17 protein-coding genes are annotated in these 21,660 nt (G+C 43.1%); 12 read left to right on the top strand and 5 right to left on the bottom strand.

Annotation, left to right across the window (positions count from 1 at the left end):
- The first annotated feature begins 160 nt into the window (after nucleotides 1-160).
- From C5745_RS03580 to C5745_RS03590, 3 genes are read left to right on the top strand one after another with little or no spacing between them, the layout of a single operon-like run.
- On the top strand, nucleotides 161-1,726 hold the full coding sequence (locus tag C5745_RS03580) for a RagB/SusD family nutrient uptake outer membrane protein (RefSeq protein WP_243403240.1): 1,566 nt from the start codon (nucleotides 161-163) through the stop codon (nucleotides 1,724-1,726).
- A 46-nt stretch (nucleotides 1,727-1,772) separates the two neighbouring features.
- On the top strand, nucleotides 1,773-2,534 hold the full coding sequence (locus C5745_RS03585; RefSeq protein WP_133166283.1) for a carbohydrate-binding protein: 762 nt from the start codon (nucleotides 1,773-1,775) through the stop codon (nucleotides 2,532-2,534).
- Between the two features lie 9 nt (nucleotides 2,535-2,543).
- A complete protein-coding gene (locus C5745_RS03590; RefSeq protein WP_105715592.1) occupies nucleotides 2,544-3,623 on the top strand; it encodes a family 43 glycosylhydrolase in 1,080 nt (359 codons plus the stop codon).
- A 65-nt stretch (nucleotides 3,624-3,688) separates the two neighbouring features.
- Here the strand turns inward: C5745_RS03590 and C5745_RS03595 are convergent, their stop codons facing one another.
- Nucleotides 3,689-4,867 (bottom strand): trans-sulfuration enzyme family protein, encoded by a 1,179-nt coding sequence (locus tag C5745_RS03595; RefSeq protein ID WP_105715593.1) that lies wholly within the window; start codon nucleotides 4,865-4,867, stop codon nucleotides 3,689-3,691.
- A 158-nt stretch (nucleotides 4,868-5,025) separates the two neighbouring features.
- Here C5745_RS03595 and C5745_RS03600 point away from each other — a divergent pair, with 158 nt between their 5' ends.
- On the top strand, nucleotides 5,026-6,168 hold the full coding sequence (locus C5745_RS03600; RefSeq protein WP_105715594.1) for an Sb-PDE family phosphodiesterase: 1,143 nt from the start codon (nucleotides 5,026-5,028) through the stop codon (nucleotides 6,166-6,168).
- Nucleotides 6,169-6,230: 62 nt separating this feature from the next.
- Here C5745_RS03600 and mfd read toward each other — a convergent pair whose 3' ends face one another.
- The gene (gene mfd / locus C5745_RS03605) at nucleotides 6,231-9,566 is read right to left on the bottom strand and encodes a transcription-repair coupling factor (protein ID WP_105715595.1); all 3,336 of its coding nucleotides are present in this window, start codon (nucleotides 9,564-9,566) and stop codon (nucleotides 6,231-6,233) included.
- Nucleotides 9,567-9,618: 52 nt separating this feature from the next.
- On the bottom strand, nucleotides 9,619-10,164 hold the full coding sequence (locus tag C5745_RS03610; protein ID WP_105715596.1) for a hypothetical protein: 546 nt from the start codon (nucleotides 10,162-10,164) through the stop codon (nucleotides 9,619-9,621).
- Nucleotides 10,165-10,380: 216 nt separating this feature from the next.
- Here C5745_RS03610 and C5745_RS03620 point away from each other — a divergent pair, with 216 nt between their 5' ends.
- The 4 genes from C5745_RS03620 (at nucleotide 10,381) to C5745_RS03635 (ending at nucleotide 16,508) form a co-directional block, all read left to right on the top strand.
- On the top strand, nucleotides 10,381-13,506 hold the full coding sequence (locus C5745_RS03620; RefSeq protein WP_105715598.1) for a SusC/RagA family TonB-linked outer membrane protein: 3,126 nt from the start codon (nucleotides 10,381-10,383) through the stop codon (nucleotides 13,504-13,506).
- A 12-nt stretch (nucleotides 13,507-13,518) separates the two neighbouring features.
- Nucleotides 13,519-15,093 (top strand): RagB/SusD family nutrient uptake outer membrane protein, encoded by a 1,575-nt coding sequence (locus C5745_RS03625; RefSeq protein ID WP_105715599.1) that lies wholly within the window; start codon nucleotides 13,519-13,521, stop codon nucleotides 15,091-15,093.
- Between the two features lie 133 nt (nucleotides 15,094-15,226).
- Entirely contained in the window at nucleotides 15,227-16,081 is an 855-nt protein-coding gene (locus C5745_RS03630; protein ID WP_105715600.1) for a helix-turn-helix domain-containing protein, read from the top strand.
- 130 nt (nucleotides 16,082-16,211) lie between these two features.
- Nucleotides 16,212-16,508, top strand: coding sequence for a DUF983 domain-containing protein (locus C5745_RS03635; protein ID WP_317046829.1), 297 nt, complete (start codon nucleotides 16,212-16,214; stop codon nucleotides 16,506-16,508).
- Between the two features lie 11 nt (nucleotides 16,509-16,519).
- Here C5745_RS03635 and C5745_RS03640 read toward each other — a convergent pair whose 3' ends face one another.
- Together C5745_RS03640 and C5745_RS03645 are read right to left on the bottom strand one after the other, a co-directional pair.
- The gene (locus tag C5745_RS03640; protein ID WP_105715602.1) at nucleotides 16,520-17,290 is read right to left on the bottom strand and encodes a helix-turn-helix transcriptional regulator; all 771 of its coding nucleotides are present in this window, start codon (nucleotides 17,288-17,290) and stop codon (nucleotides 16,520-16,522) included.
- A 37-nt stretch (nucleotides 17,291-17,327) separates the two neighbouring features.
- On the bottom strand, nucleotides 17,328-18,095 hold the full coding sequence (locus C5745_RS03645) for a LuxR C-terminal-related transcriptional regulator (RefSeq protein WP_105715603.1): 768 nt from the start codon (nucleotides 18,093-18,095) through the stop codon (nucleotides 17,328-17,330).
- 746 nt (nucleotides 18,096-18,841) lie between these two features.
- Here C5745_RS03645 and C5745_RS03655 point away from each other — a divergent pair.
- From C5745_RS03655 to C5745_RS03670, 4 genes are all read left to right on the top strand, one after another.
- The gene (locus C5745_RS03655) at nucleotides 18,842-19,363 is read left to right on the top strand and encodes a tetratricopeptide repeat protein (RefSeq protein ID WP_105715605.1); all 522 of its coding nucleotides are present in this window, start codon (nucleotides 18,842-18,844) and stop codon (nucleotides 19,361-19,363) included.
- Between the two features lie 29 nt (nucleotides 19,364-19,392).
- Nucleotides 19,393-20,460 (top strand): hypothetical protein, encoded by a 1,068-nt coding sequence (locus tag C5745_RS03660; RefSeq protein WP_105715606.1) that lies wholly within the window; start codon nucleotides 19,393-19,395, stop codon nucleotides 20,458-20,460.
- Nucleotides 20,461-20,787: 327 nt separating this feature from the next.
- Nucleotides 20,788-21,057, top strand: coding sequence for a type II toxin-antitoxin system HigB family toxin (locus C5745_RS03665; RefSeq protein WP_105715607.1), 270 nt, complete (start codon nucleotides 20,788-20,790; stop codon nucleotides 21,055-21,057).
- 1 nt (nucleotide 21,058) lies between these two features.
- On the top strand, nucleotides 21,059-21,445 hold the full coding sequence (locus C5745_RS03670) for a helix-turn-helix domain-containing protein (protein ID WP_105715608.1): 387 nt from the start codon (nucleotides 21,059-21,061) through the stop codon (nucleotides 21,443-21,445).
- Nucleotides 21,446-21,660: the final 215 nt, after the last annotated feature.

A 21,660-nucleotide genomic window follows, 5' to 3' on the forward strand; every position in this document is an offset into this window, starting at 1 on the left:
AGGATGAACGAAAAATGAAGAGCATAATGAAACCATCATGATGTATTCGAACCATAGGGGATGAATAAACCTGATAACGTCATCAACCATAAAAGAAAATAAACGGATGAAACCTCCACGATAGTGCTTCTAACGCAAAGGCAATGAAAAAGGAGGTTTCATGAGGCAATTAAAAAGCAAATTATTTCGGATGAAAACATGGACACTAATATTAACAGCTATCGTTTTTTTCTCTGTCTCGTGTAAGAGAAATTTTGACGAACCGAATCCCGATATGCTAACGGGTGATTCTTACTGGCAGGATGAAGATGATGCCGTTAAAGGAATCAATGCGGTATACAGCGGCCTGAACAGAAGCAACAACTATTATAACCGTTGGATGCACTTTCTGTATTTATTAAGATCGGATGAAGGCTTTGGTTCGGGCGGCGATATCGGCTTGAACAATAATATGGCGTTTGCCTACACCAGCAACAATACCGGCAGCGGGCAATGGAATGCTATTTTTCATGTAAACTATCGTGCGAATCTAGTCATCGCCAATGTGCCACAAATTAGTATGGACGAAACCCTGAAAAAACGTGTCGTAGCCGAAGCAAAATTTTTACGCGCGCTAAATTATTTTAACCTCGTCGTATTTTGGGGACGTCCTCCGTTGGTGCTGGCACCGTTGTTACCTACGGATTATCCACCCAACGCAACACCGGCGCAAGTGTACGCGCAGATTGAAGCGGACTTGACGGAAGCGTTGGCCGATTTGCCAGTTTCATATGATGCCGCCGATGTCGGCCGGGTTACCAAAGGGGCTGCGCACGGACTGCTCGCTAAAGTCTATTTGCAACAGGGTAGGTTCAATGAGGCGAAAGACGTCATGGAATGGTTAGTGACCGGACAGGGCGCAACTCATTATGGCTTGATGGCCAATTATGCAGATAATTTCGATAAAGACCATGAGAACAACCAGGAATCGGTTTATGAAATTCAATACAAAGAGAATCCTGCGGAAAACGGCGATGATGATACCAATCCAGGTATCAGTTTAAATACCGGCACGTCAGTTGCCAAGTTCCTGGCTCCACCTGCTCCGGGTCCGGGATATGCAGACGGAGCTGCTAGACGTTGGATCGTGGAAAGTTTTGAAATAGAAAGGACTGTTGACAACCAAAGAGACCCTCGCGCTGCCGTGAGTTTCCTCTACGATTATGCCGATGAGCGTGGCCCTGCCTTTACGATGGTATACGGCCAAACTTGGCAACAACGCTATGGCGTGAATGACAAAAGGGTATGGTTCAGAAAATTGTTGAACGATCACTGGAGAAATGATGAGAATTTCAGCTCACCAAACAATTACCGGATGATACGGTATGCCGATATTCTGCTAATGTATGCCGAATGTCTTAACGAAATAGGGCAGACCGGAAATGCCTATGCGTATGTGGATATGGTACGCGCACGTGTCAACTTGCCTTCGTTGACCGTGGCTAAGCCGGGGCTAAATCAGGAGGCTTTCCGCCAGCAGATCAAGCACGAAAGGTTGTTGGAGTTGGCGGGTGAAGGGTGGCGCTATTTCGATATGGTGCGCTGGGGTGAACTGGCCAACAATTTGGAGGTTCTGAAGGAGCGGGATGCAGACTTCAATAATTTTGTGCCGGGCAAGCATGAATGGTATCCTATTCCGCAGTCCGATATAGATAACTCCAATTTGACCCAAAATCCAGGATATTGACATGGTGGCAGGATGACTTGAAAATACAACCTTAAAGATCATGAACATGAAAAAGTTAACGTACCTATTTCTATTTTGCCTAATATTTATGGTGACGAGTTGTAAAGACGATGTGGAAATCCCCTCGAGTACACAACCGCCGACGATCAGTCTTCAGGCCGACGCAATTGCGGTGGCCAACGGAAACTATATACTAAAAGCCGAAGGAAGGAGTGCTTACGGTGGCGCCAAGCTCCGCAAAGTTGAGTTTTACAAAGGAGATGAAAAAATCGGTGAAAAAAATATCGCGCCGTATACACTAACGTATCTGGTGACGGAAAATATACCCGAGCAGGAGTTATCTTTTTACGCTATTTTGTTCGACGTTAACGGGAACAGTGTCAAAAGCGATATCGTAACAGCAAAAGTTAGCGTATTACCTATTCGGATAGAGGCTGAAAATGCCGTATTGCGGGGCTTGGCGAAAGTCGCTACGGATCCGGCCACGCGAGAAACCTCTTCTAATCAGGCGAAGGTTGGAGCGATAGACAATGCAGAAAGCGGCATTGATGCAACGATCGAGATTCACACAGCTGGGGAGTATCTGATCCGGGTAGCTGCGGGGAGTGGTTTCAACGATACTTCACACAAAATTTATATTGACGACAAAGAAGCTGAAGCGCAAATTTATAATATTCCCAACCTCGGATGGAATGTGTGGCAGACTTTTGACCTGATATTTGATCTGGAAGTCGGGAACCACAAAATAAGCATTCGCCGTAACAGCGGCTACGGTGAATTGGACTATTTAGAATATTCAAAGCGATAAGATACTGATATGAGAAAGTTAATGTATGTAGGATTTGTCCTGTTTTTCGTAGCTTGTGACGATAGGGGAGCAGGTCCTTACCTTGGTGTTCCGAAACCACCAGAAGCCGATCCAGAGGAAGAAGCAATGTATAGAAACCCTGTTTTCGAACCGATTTTAGCAGATCCTACCGTGGTGAGGGATCCCCGGACGGGCGTATTCTATGCTTACGGGACGGAAGATAATTGGGGGGACGGTGCCGGGAGTCGCATAGTACCTGTTGTTAGTTCAGAAAATTTAACTTCATGGACGTTGGTCGGACAAGCATTTTCTACAAAACCTAATTGGAAAAATTCAGGAAATATATGGGCGCCTGATGTGGTTTATACGGACGGGAGATATGTCATGTATTATTCTTATTCTACGTGGGGAGATGCTAATCCGGGGGTTGGGGTAGCGACGGCTGACCAGCCGTCAGGGCCATTTACAGATCAGGGAAAGCTTTTTACAAGTAATGAAATAAACGTGCCGAATTCTATTGATCCGCATTTCTTTGAGGAAGGAGGACATCGGTATTTATTTTGGGGAAGTTTTAGCAATGCCGCTACGCAAGGAACATATGTCGTCGATTTGAGTGATGATGGTTTGAGCATACCTGATTTATCGCAAAAGACAAAGATTGCTGCTGGTGATTTTGAAGCTGTAATGATTCATAAACGGGAAGATTATTATTACTTCTTTGGTTCTAAGGGGAGTTGTTGTGACGGAGCCAATAGCCAATATCGTGTATTGGTAGCACGTTCGACAAACTTAAAAGGGCCTTATCTCGATCGAGATGGGCACGACATTACGGAGCGTGGCCGTGGTACGTTATTGCTCCAAGGGAGTGATATATTTGCCGGACCAGGTCATAATTCACGTATCATTACCGATGATGAGGGGACAGATTGGATGCTTTATCATGGTATAGATAGGGCTCAGGGAACCGTTCCTGGAGGCGCTACAAGGCGTCCCCTGATGCTTGATAAAATAGAATGGCGAGACGGTTGGCCGTTGATAGGAGGTGCCATACCAAGCGCAACGAGGACAAAGGCTCCCGTTTTTAATTGATTGGTGGAAAGAAAAACAATAAAAGACTATCAACGACCCGTATGTTGATCCGGGTTGCTGATAGCCTAGCCCGCTAAAGCCCCCTCAAAATCACTAATAAGATCATCGATATGCTCTATGCCTACCGAGATACGAAGGAGCCCTTTGCTAAAGGATTGCTGATTTCCCTTTTCTCCGGCTTGATGTGCACCCCAGATGCTAGCAGGATGGGTTATCAACGATTCAATTCCACCTAAGCTTACCGCGTTGTGGAAGAATTTTAATTTGCTTAGTATCGCTTGTGCTCTTTGGAATTGTTCCGTATCGTCTTTGCCATCGATTTCGATAGCGAGCATACCCGTGAATCCTTTCATTTGCTTTTTTGCCAACGCATGTTGGGGGTGGTTTTCAAGTCCTACATAGGCAACTTTCTTGATGGTGGGCTGTTTTTCCAACCATTGCGCTAAGGCAAGTGCGTTTTCATTAATCTGGCGAACACGTAATGCCAATGTCTTTAAACCGCGTAGAAGCAACCAAGAGTCGAAGGGGCTTAATGATGCACCCAGTAGGAGTGACCTACGCCACACTTGTTCGATGTATGCTGCCGAACCACATACGGCACCTGCTGTGAGGTCACTGTGTCCGCCTAGGTATTTTGTAGCGCTATGGACGATAATGTCGATACCGAAATCAGCTGGTATTTGGTTGATAGGCGAAGCAAAGGTGTTGTCTATCATAGTTAAGATCCCATGTTCCTTGCCCAGTTTGCCAATATACTCCAAATCGGTAATATCAAGGTTTGGATTAGAAGGTGTTTCCACAAAGATGAGTTTCGTGTTAGGGCGAATAGCAGCTTTGAAAGCATCGTTGTCGGTTTGATCGACTTGGGTCACCTCTACACCATACTGTAACAAAAACTCACGAATAAACGTCAATGATGCAGCGTAATGTGCTTTCTGCGTAATGATATGATCGCCGCTCTTTACGACAGCAAGGATAGCTGTACTAATTGCTGCCATGCCAGTTGCTAATACGAGTGCATCTTCTTTTTTTTCTAATTTTGCTATAAGTGCTGCAGCTTGGCTATTGTTGGGATTACCATGGCGATGATAGAATTCGGGCGATTTTGTTGCCGTCGCAGCGTGTGCAAAAGAATCTATATCGTCCGCGAGATACGTAGATGTCTGGAAGATCGGTGTTACAACCGATTTAGTCGTGTTGAAATGTTCACCTTCGTGAATTAAGGAGGTTTCTAACTTTGCCATAACGGATAAAATGTAACGCAAAGCTAATAAATTAGTTAGCTAAATAGTAGTTTTTTGGCGCGTTTGTGGCGTGGTGACTTGATAAAAAGGAAATATTTACCTAATATTCAGATTATATAGTATACATATCTTGAGACAGATAAATCAATCAATAAAACATGAAAAAATTAGGCGTTTTACTTGCTTTCGCAAGTTTATGTAGTTACCTAGGTCAAGCACAAACAGATGATGGAATTATGCGACTGAACGAATTCCGTTACCAAAAAAAACGTGAAATTATAACGATTCCAAACGTGAACGGATTACAGGTTTTAAAATGTGATTTCCATATGCATACCGTGTTCACAGATGGACATGTTTGGCCGAACGTACGTGTTCAGGAGGCCTGGAAAGAAGGGTTGGACGTGATTTCTTTTACAGAACACGTTGAATATACGCCACATCAAGCGGACGTTAAGCCCGGTAATCTCCGCTCGTACGAATTAGCCAAAAATATGGCTGATGAAAATAATATCCTCTTGATCAAAGGAACAGAAGTGACCAGAAACACGCCTCCGGGACATTTCAATGCGCTTTTTATCGATAACGATAAGCATCTTGTCGCTGATAGAGCGAATGCGCTGGACGAGGAGGCTATCCAGGCGGTTATAGACCAAAACGCTTTTGTTTTCTGGAATCATCCAGGTTGGAAAGCGACGCAAATCGAAGGGTCTTACGAATGGATTCCATTTGTAGAAAAAATGTATCAAGAAAAAAAATTGCACGGGATTGAGGTGGTAAATGGCTTCGGTTTTCATAAAAAAGCACTAGATTGGGCTTTAGATCGAGATTTAACCGTTATAGGGAATACAGATATTCATAATTTGATTGCCCACGATTATGATATTGAGAGAAAGGGCGTGCATCGTACCATGACGTTGGTCATGGCAGAAGATCGTTCGACTACCGCTATCCGTGAAGCGTTAGAGCGAGGTCGAACCATCGCTTGGTCCAGTAATTACTTATTTGGTAAAGAAGAGCACATCAAAGATCTTTTTCATGCATGTGTTTCGCTAGGTAGCGCTTACCATAGCAAAAAGAATGCGCAGGGTGTGGTAACCAACTATTATGAACTTAGCAATCAGAGTGACCTGTATTTCGAATTACACCTGAAGAGTGGTAAAGGCACCAAAAAGGTGACGCTTTTTCCTTCCTCTTCCCAAATCATCACTGCCCAGGAGGGCGAGTCGGAGTTAACTTACGAGGTCGTTTCGACGTATATCCGTAGTGACAAACATTTAGAAGTTAAGTTAGGCTTATAATATAATGCATCGCGAAAATAGCTAAAACGCGGAGGTCAGCATCGACGTGCTGACCTCTACGTTTATGTCATTTCGCTTAATAAATGCAACGCACAATCAATGCTATTGACATTGCTCAGGGCCAGCCTAAGTTGCCCTTTTACCTCTTTTAAATTCGATATGGCTGGATGTGCCTGCACGAATGCCAGTACTTTCCCGAATTGATCAGATTCAAAATAACTGGATTTTGGATTGTTGACAAAATAACCTTTCAACGTATTCTTTTTAAAAGAAATCTTCTCAAAACCAATCTGTTTACCCAGCCATTGCAAACGCAGTGTATTAAATAGCTCGTAAACTGGCTTGGGTATGGTGCCAAAACGATCCTCTAGTTCTTTTTCGAATACCGCCAGCTGTTGTTCATTTTCTAGTTTTCCGATGTCGTTGTAGAGATTGTAGCGTTCTCCAATATTGGTAACATATTCGTCTGGAATCATCACCTCGAGATCCGTGTCTATTTGGGTAAAGGTAACGTACTTTTTGTCCTTGTCGTCGGCAAATAGTTCGCCAAATTCATCTTCTTTTAGTTCCTGGACAGCCTCGTCAAGAATCTTGTTGTACATCTCAAAACCGATTTCAGCAATAAAGCCGGACTGTTCTGCGCCCAACAGGTTTCCTGAGCCGCGTATATCCAGATCACGCATGGCTACGTTGAAGCCGGAGCCTAATTCCGAAAATTCCTCCAGAGCCGAGAGGCGTTTGTAAGCCTCATTTGTTAGGGTGGATAGCGGCGGACTTAACAGATAGCAGAACGCTTTTTTGTTGGAACGCCCTACACGACCGCGCATTTGATGCAGATCGCTGAGTCCAAACATATGCGCATGGTTGATGATTATGGTATTGGCGTTGGGTATATCCAGCCCTGCTTCGATAATGGTGGTCGCTACCAGAACATCAAATTCGTGGTTGATGAATTTCAGCATGACATTTTCCAGTTCGTCACCTTCGAGCTGCCCGTGCGCAATGCCTATGCGAGCGCCGGATACTAGCTTTTGAATCATCGCACCCAATTGCGGTAAATCAGCCACCCGATTGTGAATGAAAAATACCTGACCGTTCCGCTCGAGTTCGTAGGAAACAGCCTCCTGTATGAGCTTCTCGTTAAACACATGCAGTTCCGTTTGCACGGGCTGTCTATTGGGAGGTGGCGTGGAGATAATGCTTAGGTCCCGCGCACCCATCAGTGAAAAATGCAGGGTACGCGGAATGGGCGTTGCTGTTAACGTCAGCGAGTCTACATTTGCCCGCATTACTTTGAGTTTCTCTTTAACAGAGACACCAAATTTTTGTTCCTCATCGATAATCATTAATCCCAAATCTTTAAACTTGACATCTTTGCTTACCAATCGATGCGTACCGATGATGATGTCAATTTTACCCTCTGCAAGCCGGGCTAAGGTGTCTTTAATTTGTTTCGAAGATTTGAATCGGTTGATGTAATCAATATTGGCAGGAAGACCGCTTAGGCGTTCACTAAAAGTACGATAATGTTGCAGGGCTAAAATCGTCGTAGGAACCAGCACTGCTACCTGTTTACTATCTGCGACGGCTTTGAAAGCTGCCCTGATAGCGACTTCGGTTTTACCAAATCCGACGTCCCCACACACTAATCGATCCATGGGGTGAGGTGATTCCATATCTCTTTTTACGTCGTTAGTCGCTTTCTCTTGATCTGGCGTATCCTCGTAAATAAAAGACGCTTCCAGTTCGTTTTGCAGGTAGGAGTCCGGACTGAACGCATTTCCTGTCTGGGCTTTCCGCTTGGCATACAACTTAATGAGGTCGCGGGCTATGTCTTTGACCTTTTTCTTGGTCGTTTTTTTAAGCTTGTCCCAAGCATCCGTTCCTAACTTGTTCATTTTAGGAACAGTACCTTCCTTACCCGAATATTTAGATATTCGGTTTAAGGAATTAATATTGACATAGAGTAGATCATTGTCTGCATACACAAGACGGATCATCTCCTGTGTTTTACCATTGACTTCCACCTTTTCTAGTCCGGCGTATTTACCCACCCCATGATCGATGTGGGTGATGTAATCGCCGGGCTTTAAATCGCGAAGTTCTTTCAACGTAATCGCCTGGGAGCGTTCATAACCTTTTTTACGCTTGTATTTATAGTAGCGATCAAAAATCTGATGGTCTGTGTAACAGGCCAACCGTTGTTCGTCATCACGAAAACCTTCCCGCAGTGCGCGGTGTATGGGAATAAATGTGATTGATTTGTCGATGTCTTCCAGGATGGTGAAAATTCGCTCTATTTGTTTCGTGGAGTCTGAGAAAATGAGATTTTGTATACGCTGTTTTTCATTTTCCTTGAAATTGTGGATTAGGAGGTTAAAATCTTTGTTGAACGACGGTTGCGGGTGTGTATCAAAAGAAACCGTGTCATCTGCTTTGTAGAAAAATTGCTTTCCGAATTCTATGTTGGGAAAGTCAAATAGCATCTCTCCGAATGCTCGATCGGTTGTAAAGGTAACTCTCGGATCTACCCATTCGCTATTGGCCTGAATATCCTTCTCGGGAAGAGCCTTCCAGAATTCGGATGCTTTTTTGTAACCGTCTTTTAAGACATCGAGTGTGAACTGTACGTCTTTTAACCAGATGACACTGTTCCGGTCGATGTATTCCAATAGGGAGATGTGATTATTGGATAAGAACTTTGCCTGGACATTGGGTACGATAACGACGGTGTGTATCTTGTTGACAGACAGTTGTGTTTCTACGTCGAATGTCCGGATGCTTTCGATGTCGTCACCGAAAAACTCAATCCGGTAGGGAAGATCGTTGGAAAATGAAAAAATATCGACGATACCACCGCGGATAGCAAATTGCCCAGGTTCATATACGAAGTCTACACGCTCAAAATCATATTCGTACAGGAATTCGTTGATAAAATCGATGCTGAGTTTGCTCTGTTGCGTGATGCTTAGGGTGTTTTTTTCTAAATCGTCTCTATTGATGACCTTTTCAGCAATGGCTTCGGGATAAGTCACAAGCATCTTCGGCAATTCGGAAGCATGGTTTAGGGCACTTAGTGCCTCTGCGCGTTGCAATACATGAGAAGCGTCTGTTTGTGTAAACTCAAATGCCTTGCGAAACGATGCGGGAAAGAACAATACCTGTTTATCCAATATACTTTCCAAGTCGCTTAAGAAATAGGAAGCTTCTTCGTGCGTAGGTAAAATAAAGATGAACGGTCGTTCCTGTAAGGTATAAGCCGCCGCAGCTGTCATGGCATCGGACGAGCCAATCAACCCTTTAAGATGAATTTTAGGATTTTTTGCCTGTATGTTTTTTACCAGTGATTTTACCTTTTCGCTTTGCGCGTACTTATCGAGAATTTCTTGTATACCCACTTAATGCCAGATCTTGTTTTTGCAAATTTACGTAAATTTTCCCCTACCTCCGTTATACCAGACCATGCTCCATCGCAAAACTTAGCATCTCCTCCATAGATTCTTGTAGATCAAACTGCAGATCTTCATGTAATTTTTCAAATTTATTGGTGGTCGTTTTGACACGTGCTTTTACATAATCATGTAGCTTGAAGGAACTATGTACCGCGGATTTTTCAAAAAGGCGCGGAAATCGACGGAAAGCTTCGTTTAGAATATAGATCCGGCAATCAATCTCACTGTATTTGTCTTTTGTTATCTTTTCATGTTCGTTAACCAAGCCACTGGCCTGTCGAATAAGACTTTGAAGCTCTTTGTAATTGCTGTACACCGGAACATTCTTGACGGCATTTCTCCCTTCGGCAAAGAGGACGGTCAATCTCTCTTTGAGTTTTTCGATACGGTCCTCCAGATCAACCTGATCTTCTAATAATTGGAAATGGAGTTGCTTCATCAACATCTTGTCTTTGCCGACAAGACGAACCAGCAATTTATCTTTTTCCTTTTGTGGAAGATGTAAGACGGCTTCCTTCAATTCGGGCTGCTTATGTAATGACATATTGCGAATTTATTGTTTTTATCTTATGAATTACAGTTATCGGAGGAGCTTTCCATTTTTTTCCATAGATGTTAACGGTCGTTTTCTGAAAAACTTATTTATTAAAATCTTGTTTGATATAGGGGAACATATCACTTGTGGTTTATTAACAAATATGAAGAAAGCGATTTGTACGACATCTAAATACTATAAACTAAACTATATTATATGGTACACATGAACAAATTCAAGCGGAGGAAAATCCGTTTTTGGGTAATTCCTTTAGCTTTTGCGGGAATGGTGAGCACGGGATCCGCTAATGCCTTGATGCCTTCCTCCCATCAACCGCTCGAGAAAAGTAAAGAAGCTCTTCAACGTACAGTGTCTGGGGTCGTTAGAGATGCCGCCACTGGAAACGCTATTGCTGGCGCTACAATCACGATCAAAGGGACCAGCACATCTGTCCTGACCGATGAAAATGGGGGCTTTGAAATAACGGCCAGTGAGGGACAAACATTGGTTGCTAGCTTTGTAGGATACCTACCTGGAGAGGACGTGGTCGGTACGGGACCGATAGCATTTTCGCTAACCCTGGCTCAGGAGATGGTGGAGGAAGTGGTTGTTGTGGGTTACGGTACAATGCGGAAATCAGATGTCACAGGTTCAATATCTATCGCGGAAGGGGAACAAATGGTTAAGGCACAAAATTTTAGTGCTCTTGAAAACTTAAGAGGACAAGCTGCTGGTGTAAATATTTACTCCAATTCTAGTCAGCCGGGGGCGTATGCTAATCGTGTTGTTATACGTGGGGTGGCTTCCATAAACACCTCGTCAAACCCCCTTTACGTAGTGGATGGCGTTGTGATGGAAAACTTTCATTTGCTGAACCCGAATGACATTGAGCGGATTGAGGTCTTGAAAGACGCCTCTTCGGCAGCCATTTATGGTGCAAGGGGAGCAAACGGTGTCGTGCTCGTAACAACAAAACGGGGAAGTAAAGATGGACGGAAAACCGTCAGCTATATGGGATCAGTCAGTTCGAGCTCGCCACAACGCTATATGGATCTGCTTGATGCCAATGAATGGGTAGAGACTTTCATGATCGGACTGGAAAACGAAAATCGTTGGCAGGGCAAAACCTGGTCGCTTGACAGGGCTGACTGGTTCAATGATCCCGATTACTTTGACGCCAACGGAAACCCTCTTTATAACACCGACTGGCAACGGGAGGCTACACGCACATCGTTATCGCATAATCATCAGCTTAATATACAACAAGGCGACGAAAACTCTTCTGTAGGTGCTTTCCTGAACTACACCGACCAGCAAGGAATCGTGATGAACACAGACAACAAACGGATAAACGGGAAATTAGCGTACGATTCGAAGCCAAAAGACTGGCTTTCGACGGCGATTAACCTGACGGTGAATCATACTTGGGGACGGTACACACCGGAAGATGGAGGGGGCCAGGAAGCGCGACGGACGATGATCGAGATGCTGCCGTGGCTTCCGGTCAGACAACCGAATGGGGAGTATACACATTCGGCGTCGTCTACCGTCAACAACCGTCTTGGCTTTGAAGGAATGTCGAATCCAGTCTCTATCCTCGATTTACAAAACCGTACCCGTTCCAATACACAGATATTTGGTAACGCAGCATTAACCTTCCATTTAGCTGATGGATTAGATTTAAAAACGCAGTTCGGTGTAGACAATCATAAACGAACGTACAGAGGATATTCATCCATCACGCTCAACAATATTTCCATGCCTAATGGTTGGGCGGAAGTGCAGCACGAGGACATCCTATATTGGCAACAGGAAACGTATATGAATTATAATAAAACGTTTGATAAACACCGCATAAATGCGATGGCAGGTATTTCTTGGCAGGAACGCACGTCTAATTACGATGGTTCTCGCACAGAAGGCTTTAGTAATGATTTTTTTCAATGGTATAATATGGGGATTGGAACAATTCCGGCACCACCACAATCTGCTTGGGACCGCTGGGGTATGCACTCTTATTTTTTAAGAGCAGCGTATACGTACAATGATCGTTACTCCGTGACGGTGACGGGCAGGCAGGATGGATCGTCGAAATTTGGTGCGCAGAATAAATACGCATTTTTCCCGTCGATGGGTGTAGCTTGGAATGTCTCTAACGAAGATTTTATGGCAGATGTAGACTATATTAGCAATTTGAAATTGCGATCTAGTTATGGCTTGACAGGGAACTCGGAGATCGATCCATATTCGGCTATTGCCAATGTTGCAGCGGGCACCATCCTGAGAAACAACTCGAGGCAAGGTATTGCATATGTAAATACGATGGCGAACGAAAATCTACGATGGGAGCGAACGGGTACCTGGGATGCGGGATTTGAATTAGGCCTCTTTCAAAACCGGTTGAACTTTGATGTTTCTTATTATAATAGAACGACGACAGATTTACTCTTGGCAAGACCACTCCCAGGATCGACGGGCTTTTTGTCAGTTATGGAAAATATTGGTTCTGTCAGAAATAGGGGAATGGATTTTATGTTGACTGCAACTCCAGTCCGAAATGATGCGTTTGTGTGGAATTCCACGCTCAATATGAACTATAATAAAAACGAGGTCCTGAGTCTAGGTGAAAATGATGAAGATATCTTGCTGAACAGTTGGGTTGGAGGACCGAATAGCATTATACGCGTCGGGGAAAACCTGAACAGCTTTTATGGTTATCGCCGTGACGGTATTTATACCGTTGAAGACTTCCAAAATGGCGAAATCGAAGAGAGTAGTATTGGCCGGCCGAGACGATCTTCGACACAAGAGATTCTTGGAAAAGGGATGCCTGATTGGACAGGAAGTTTTATTAATAACTTTGCTTACCGTAATTTTGATCTAACAGTCGACCTACAGTTTGTATACGGCATAGAGACGATGCAGCAGTTTTTCCATTCAACATATGATCGTTTCGGTATCACAAACGGCTTACGGTCAATCATGACAGATGCATACAATGGGACAAATCCCAATACCATGCAGCAGGCTGTTTACCTGACGAACAGCGGCCATGCTGGCCAAGATACAAATGTGGATTCCTCGTGGATTGTTGACGGTTCTTATTTGCGTGTAAATCTCTTACAACTAGGCTATACTTTTGAACCGGATATGGTAAAGCGTATGGGGATCTCATCACTACGGTTATTTGCAAGTGCAAATAATCCGTGGCTATTTATGTCAAAAGACTTTCAGGGATACGATCCAGAAAGCACCTCACAGGGAGAAGAGAATGTTTTTGGACAAAATATGACGTTCTTTGCCTACCCGCGGGCAAAAACATTCACATTCGGAGTAAATCTTACATTGTAAAATAAAAAGAAAATGAAAACGAGAAATATATTATTAGGAGTTGTATGTGCTGGGGTGTTGAGTCTGAACTCATGTGATAAGTTCTTGGAGGAAGATCCTCGGTCTAACCAAAGGCTTGATTCTTTTTATCAAAACGCAGCGCAGGCGCAGGAAAATGTCAATGCGTTGTACCGTATGGGAGCACCGGTAAGGTACGGGGTTGCTGCCAGCGCGTATATAGGGCCGTCGGCTTCTGTTCCTCCAATGCTGACGGGATACTTTACTAATAGTTATGAAGGTCAGGAATTGATCGCTCAGTACTCCCGGTTATTGTCACGGCAAGGGAACACTCGGATCGTGTCCAATACCATGAATGGCATCTGGAATGAATCCTATCAGGCAATAAATATAGCCAACGGCGCGATAAATTATATTCCAGAAATTGAAATGGATGAGGCTTTGAGTTCCCGGCTTATTGGTGAAGCTAAATTTTTTCGGGCGTTCAATTACTTTTATCTGGTAAAAATGTTTGGTGCAATCCCTCTTTCTACCACCATGTACTCGTCTTTAGAGGATGATTTATATCTCCCACGTACGGCAGAGGAACAGGTCTATGAGTTGATAGAGGCAGATTTGAAGGAAGCTGTGGACGTGTTACCATCTAGTATGTTCGTGCAAGGTGGTTACCGGCTGACGCGGTATGTTGCCGCAATGGCACTGGCTAATGTGTATTTGCAACAAGGTAAATACAAAGACGCTGCCGATGCCGTACAGATCGTCATTGATTCTCCCCACGAACTGACACCGAACGAGGATTTAGGGATGAACAGTGCATACAACAAGTTGCGGACTTCGGATGATCTACCGGAGGTAATTTATTCGTATGAATTTGATGAGACGATCAGTCATGGTGGATGGTGGCCTACTTATGCCTTTAGTTCATCCGCTGTTTCCGTATTCGGAACGTATGCGATCTTCGAGCGGGTATATGGTCCGACGAATCGTTTTTTAAATGTCTATGATGAACAGGATCTGCGGATCCAACCGAACCAGTTTTATCATTGGGAATACACGAATCCGAATAACGGTCAGAAATGGTCTTCAGACGTCGCCGGCGTATGGTATTATTTTGACGAAGCCGCTTTGTTAACTTCAGGTAGATCTACCAAAGATCGGAACTTATATCGCTATGCAGAAGCACTATTGATCGCTGCGGAAGCCAATGCCAGATCGATTGGCGTTAATAACGTAACAGCAGGGTACCTTGCTCAAATAAAAGCACGCGCGGATATTAATGGTAAGACAGTTGCCGAATACACCAGCGAATTAGAAGGAATGGGTGTTGATGCTTTCGTGGAAGAGGTATGGAAGGAACGTCTGCGAGAACTTCCTTTGGAATTTAAAATGTGGGATGATTGTTTACGTACGCAGCAATTTCCCAATATTTCGGCCAGTGAAAAGGGCCATGTCACTTTCCAGCCTTTAGTGGGCGCTACCAATGCCGCCGGTGCTACATTCAAAGAATCGGATCTTCTATGGCCAATATCCATGGATGAACTACAACGGAATCCTGAATTAACCCAGAACCCGGATTATCAGGAGCAGTAGTTTATAGGATAGGGATTACAATGACGGATGCAGCCCTACCATTGAGGTAGGGCTGTATTTGAAATCCATAAAAAACACCATTAAAACCTTTAATTCCACCATTGTTTGTGGAAATACTGCCTTATCTTTGTATATGAGTTCAAAAGTGCCTGTCATAGAACAATGTGCTGTTTCAGAGCGTGTTCAACAAGGTGTTATGGTAGAGGATTTAGCGAGCTATTTAGCCAGAAATAGAAATTTGGTTTTTCCGCATCGCCATAATTTCTACCATTTGCTGCTCTTCACAAAAGGGGGAGGGAAACATACAATTGATTTCGAAGTATTTGACATCGTGCCCTGGCAAATTTATTTTATGTCGCCCGGGCAAATCCATACCTGGTCTTTCGAAGGGGAGATGGATGGTTATGTGGTTAATTTCGACAAGGGTTTCTTCACCACTTTTTTACTCCGCCCAGATTATATAGGCTGTTTTTCTTTTTTCTCGGGACTGGTTCGGGATGAGGTATTTACGGTGAAAGAGGCAGAACGTGAAGTGATTGTAGATACATTTAAGCGTTTGCAAACATACATTCGCGATGTAGATTTTACGCGTATTTCGCTGTTGTATATTTTCCATCTATTGGAAAAGCAACGCGATATATCTAATCCCTTGCAGGGCGATATGTATAATCATACCTTGTTGCGAAACTTATTGAATTTGATAGAATTAAATTATAGATCGCTACGCTTACCTAAAGATTATGCGGCATTATTGTATATCACGCCGAATCACCTCAATGCCTTATGCCAAGAAGTGTTGGGCTCGTCTGCCGGTGAGGTTATCCGAAACCGGGTGCTCTTAGAGGCAAAACGTTTACTGGTGATTAAAGATTATGCTATATCGGAGATTGCCTACGAACTCAATTTTAACGACAATTCTTACTTTACAAAGTTCTTTAAAAAAGGAGAAGGGGTAACACCGGAAGAATTTAGGAAAAAGCATACTTAATTAGTGTATAATGGAAAATAACAACACGTATACGATTAGCAAGTTTAAAGCGGCAACGCAATGTAAATGCCCCCGATGCCGAACGGGGAAAATTTTTGAAGGAGGCATGTTTCGTTTAAAAGGACAGAAAATGAATAAGAACTGCCCGCATTGCGGATTGAAGTTTGAAATGGAGCCCGGATTTTTCTATGTGGCCATGTTCGTTAGTTATGCGCTTAACGTTGCAGAATTTGTGACTGTTTGCATCGCTGTATTCGTACTATCTGGAGGTTCGGAATCGCCTTGGCATTATTTAACGGCATGTTTATTAACAGCAGTTATATTAGCGGGAGTTAACTTCCGATATTCCCGGGTTATACAATTGTATTGGTTGACACCAAACCTGCGTTTCAACGAGAAATACTACGGAGAGGCGTATAAAAAATGATATACCAGGGTTTATAACAACCCCTCTTCGATACACTTTTTTATCATGCTGCCACTATTTGTTGTTTGCGTTTTTCTAAGAATATTCTTCCGGTGTACCCGGATGGTCTGTTCTGATATTCCGAGTCGCTGTGCAATCGCTATGCTCGACAAGCCCTTGGCAATCAATGGAATAATCTCGAGCTCTCGCTTTGTCAAAGGTGACTTTTGCCCGTGTTTTGCAGGCTTGGTCGAAAGATCGATCTGATGGAAGTCTGTTCGCCCATTGATCCCGATTAAGCTGACGATATGGTTATTTTCAGTCGTTAGGTGCTGAATATCTGTATGGATATTTAGGCTCCTGAGGATCTGATGTTGGCTGTCTACGTCGAGTACGATGGCCTGATGGTGGAAAAGGTGATAAGAACCGTCAGCTACACGCAAACGAAAACAATAACTTGATTTAAGTGATTTCGTATGCTGTGCACCCAATTCCACCATTTTGGCGGAGCAGTGCTCTTCTGCACGTAATACAAAGTCGATATCATCAGGATGCGTTAAGTCCAAAATCTGCTGTAAATAGGCCGGTGTATGCTCCAAACCATGTATGGCACAGAGTTTCGGGCTATGATTATGCAACGTATAGTTGTGGAAATCGATGAGGAAGTAATAATAGTCACCGACGACGAAGATCTCTGAGATCAGTTTCAGGATATCTACCGGGGCGAGTTCGGTGTTCTCCGGAGCAAATATTTCCGGGAATTTTTGCCAGACGGGTAGCAGTAGATGATCGGTCTTTTTCATAATTAATAGTTACATCTGTTGTTTCAGTTTCAACGCATTACAATAAGCTTAATTCGATGCATTTTTTTATTAGGTTACTACTGTTGTTGGTATTTGTCTTCTTGAGCAAATGCTTACGGTGTACGTGGACTGTCTGGACAGAGATAAACAGCTTGTCGCCTATTTGTTGACTGGATAGTCCTTGAGCCAGTAAGGCCAATACCTCCATCTCGCGCTTCGAAAGTTTTGGGGGCGGCGTAGTCATCGGCTGTTCCGACAGATTTATCTGACAATAGTTATTGCGCTCGCCGATGTCACTGATCAATACGATTTTATTGTTTACCGACATGATATGCTGCATGTCGGTATGGATATGGAGTGCGGTGATCAAGCGTCCGTCATCATCCGTTGCAAGAAGTACGGCCTGATGGTGAAAGAGGTGGTACGAGCCGTCGGCCACACGCATACGGCAACAGTAACTTGTTTTGAGGTTTAATTGGTGTTGCAATCCAATTTCATTTATCTTATCCAGCGTAGCTTGTTCGGCAGCAATTACAAAATCAATATCGTCGGGATGAATCAGGTCAATAATCTGCTGTAAAGTCTCCGGATATTTTTTGATACCGTGAATAGATAGGATCGTATCTGCGGGGTGGTGCAAACTGTAATCAGCGACATGAATGGTGTAATAGTAGCACGGCCCTATAGCAAGTATGTCTGCGAGGTGCTTACCAACAGAATGGGCGCTGAGCGCGTTGCGTTCGTCGGCCAGATACGCGGGATAGCTTCCCCAAAGCTCTGAAAGTAAATGCTGTCTTTCCTTCATAATCGGCTATCAAAATAGTCGCTAAACATCTGCAAGACACCATGTAGATTCTTGCGAGCAGCTTAAGTCTGTCCTTTTCATTAGTTAAAATATGGTGATTAAAGATACGGATTGGAAGACTGTGTTCCAACATATTTTAACGAAAAAATACCCAAAAAGGGGTATTTTTTTGGAAAGGATATTTGAGGTTATTTGTTGTTCGGATGGGGAGGTTATCTGGCTTGTCGTTGCTGTAGTTAAGAATTATTAATCAAACGTTATTAGCGCTAAGTATATAATTATGAAAACAAGATTGTTAATGCTGCTCCTATGTTGTTGGGGAGGAACGGCTTGGAGGGAAGATCCAAATCCTGGTTATGAAGGATCGCTACAAAGTAGGTCGCATTAGTCACTCATGTTGTAGTGAAATGGGATTGCAAAATCATCAAACAATGAAAATAGAACTTATAAACACCTCCCTCGCTAAGAGAATATTCTTCTCATTGATCCTTTCGTTTGTCGGCTGTATAACTGTCCAGGCGCAAGATCAACTGCTGGCCAGAGTGGAATACGAAAAAGCCGAAACGGCTTTCAACAACGAGAACTTCAACGCTGCCTTAACGTCTATATAAAAGACAAAAGAATACTTAGGAAGTTGGAACCCAAAAATAGGATATCTAACCATTGAAATTCTAAATGGGCTGGCTGATCTGGATAAATATCCAGACCAACACACGCAGAAGCTAGTAGCGGAAGTAAAGAGATATATGGAGTATGCCGCCGACAATGAAGCAGATCTCGTCATGGAAAAATTCAAGGTAGTCTACGATATTGACCAGAAGATACAGCAGGCTAAAAGAAAGTACGACGAAGATCAAATGCCAGCCTATAAAGCAGGACAACAGGCCTATGACAACAAGGATTACGAACTTGCGATGCGTGAATATCTGGTTGCGGCAAATCAGGGAAATAGCAAAGCGATGAGAATGATAGGACGGTTGCATGGAAGCGGATTGGGTAGAACACAGGATTGGACGCAGGCGCTGGAATGGTATCATAAAGCCGATCTCGCCGGGAATGATGAGGCTGCTTTTTTAATAGGAAACCGATATTACCTTGGCCAAGGGGTAACGAAAGACTACGCTAAAACGATGGAATGGTATACGAAGGCCGTGGAAAACGGAATAGACGATGACCGCAAACCGATAATTTATGGTGAGCTCTATAAATCGGGAGGTCATGGACTAGAAAAGGACAAAGAAAAGGCAGCAGAATGGCGGAATAGATGAAATTTGAAAAATAACAAAAAACAAGAACTATGAAAACAAAATTGATATTGCTATTGCTTCTCGGTTGGGCGGGAATGGCTTTGGGGCAGAACGTTGTTCAAATAGATACTATATACGATTCGGACAGGGTTAGTAACCCAAGGTTTGATGAGTTAAATATGCCGTACAAACAATATCATCAGGTTCTATCGCTGCATGATCCCATTCAATATTTAGTTTGGCCTTACTTTTCGCCAGCTAAGGACAGGATGAAACCGTTAGAAGACCGCGAAGGACAAGAAGGATATTGGTTGGAGGGTGACTTAAATTACCGTTTCAACTTGTATAAAGGGGCGTACTATAGTCCTAAATGGGCTAAAAGACTGCGAGCAACATTTGATGCGGGATTTACTGTGCGCATGACACAAGATACTTCAAGCCCGTTATTACCTTCCAACAACAGGTTTGGATTGGGGGCGGATTATTTGCTTTCAGATAATGATATTGCAAATAGCTCTTTTTATTCATGGCTTACTCTTCAGGTTCATCATTATTCCAATGGGCAATCCGATAATGACTTTTTACACACTTCTGGACAGCGCAACAATTATATGGGTGGAGACTTTAGCGCCAATTATATCCGTGGGCTGATATATTTAGCCAAACCATGTGGAGATAATAAATTGATTTCTTTCGGATTGGGATATCAAAAAGATATGGCATTAGGAGGTCCTTTTAAACTGTCGGGTGAGATGGATAATGGTAGCTATGGATTAAACAGATTATTGCTTAATCTTCAATGGGTACGCAAACCATCTTTTATGGTAATAGAGAAAAATAGAGAGATAAACAAAAGAGTTTTAGCTAAAAATCCCAAAATGGCCTTTAGATCGGAAATGTCCTTAATAACAGACGACAATTTGGTCGCATTGGCTCCAACAAACAAAAAATATAGATTTGGAGTACACAACTATCTCACCTATTATTTATTTGAAAAATCAAATGTGGGGTTGATTATTAGGCATTATTACGGTAGAGATTACCTTAATATCCGTTATGATGATGTCGTGCATTCTATACAGGCAGGTTTTACGGTGGACGTAAATCGATATCATTAACTTTAATTCTCGTCAGTCTTTGTCATCCTCTCGCCGTAGGCGAGAGAGGAATCTGTAAACTATGCTCTTCTGTGTAGCGAACAGATACTTCGGCAAGCCTCTGTATGACAAAAAAGAACGATTTAGCTTTTAACTTAATGATTGCGCACACGAATCCCGCAGGGCTCACCGAAGGTAATCCTTTCAGGGGCCAATGTTGTCTCTAAACTTGCCTTGCAGAATCTTAGGTATGCGACAAGCGGATAAGTTCTTTGAAACAAAATACTTCTCAATTTGGGAAGTGTTTTGTGTATTGTCGTATGGAAATTACCAACAAAATAACGCTTTGTGGAATTTTCGAGGAAGCATACCGATAGTATAAATCCGCTGAATAAGTGGATTAAAACGGTTAAGGAATACGAATTTGTGAATCACAACGAGCTGAAAGCATTATTCCCTTCTGCGGATTATGTTGGAAATAATCGTTACGTTTTCAACATCAAGGGCAACCGATACAGGTTAGTAGTTTTGGTCATTTTCATCAATGGAAGAATGCAGATCTGGTTTTGTGGAACGCATCCCGAATACGATAAAATAAAAGACATTAAAAATATTTGATATGGAAAAGCAATTTGAAAATATCACGGAGATTACAGACAGAAAAGCTTATGATGAAGCCGTGAAATATCTGAACGAAGTAGTGGATTACGCCACTGAAAATGGCTATTTCGCCGAACAGGGAGCAGACAACGAATACACAACAGAATTTGGAAGAATTGCAGGGATGTGTGCCGATTACGAAAGCCTGTATATGGACTTACGTCCGTTGAAGTTCAAGACACCTCTTATTGTTTCTATTGAAAAGGAAATGCGTAAAAAGCATCTCAACCAGCGACAAACAGCTGAAATTCTGGAAATCAAAGAAAATACGTTCAGCCAGATAATGAGCGGAAAAAGGAACGTATCGATGAAACTGGCAAAAAAACTTTACCACACGGGAGTGTAAAACAAACTGTGTCAATGGCTCAATTACCGCCCCGCGGGGCGGTAATTTGTAAAAGTTAAGACTTAATCTGACAGTTGGGCAATTTTTCGGTAGTGTAAATTGAACTGTGTCACATCACTCCTTTTAGGGTTCGTTCTCGGAGGCTGAAAGCCTCGAGTGCGAACCCTAAAAGGAGTTGCCGAAGGCTTTAATCCTATCCCCAAATTTAATATGTA

It is taken from the genome of Sphingobacterium haloxyli (assembly GCF_002980525.1).
Lineage (GTDB): Bacteria > Bacteroidota > Bacteroidia > Sphingobacteriales > Sphingobacteriaceae > Sphingobacterium > Sphingobacterium haloxyli.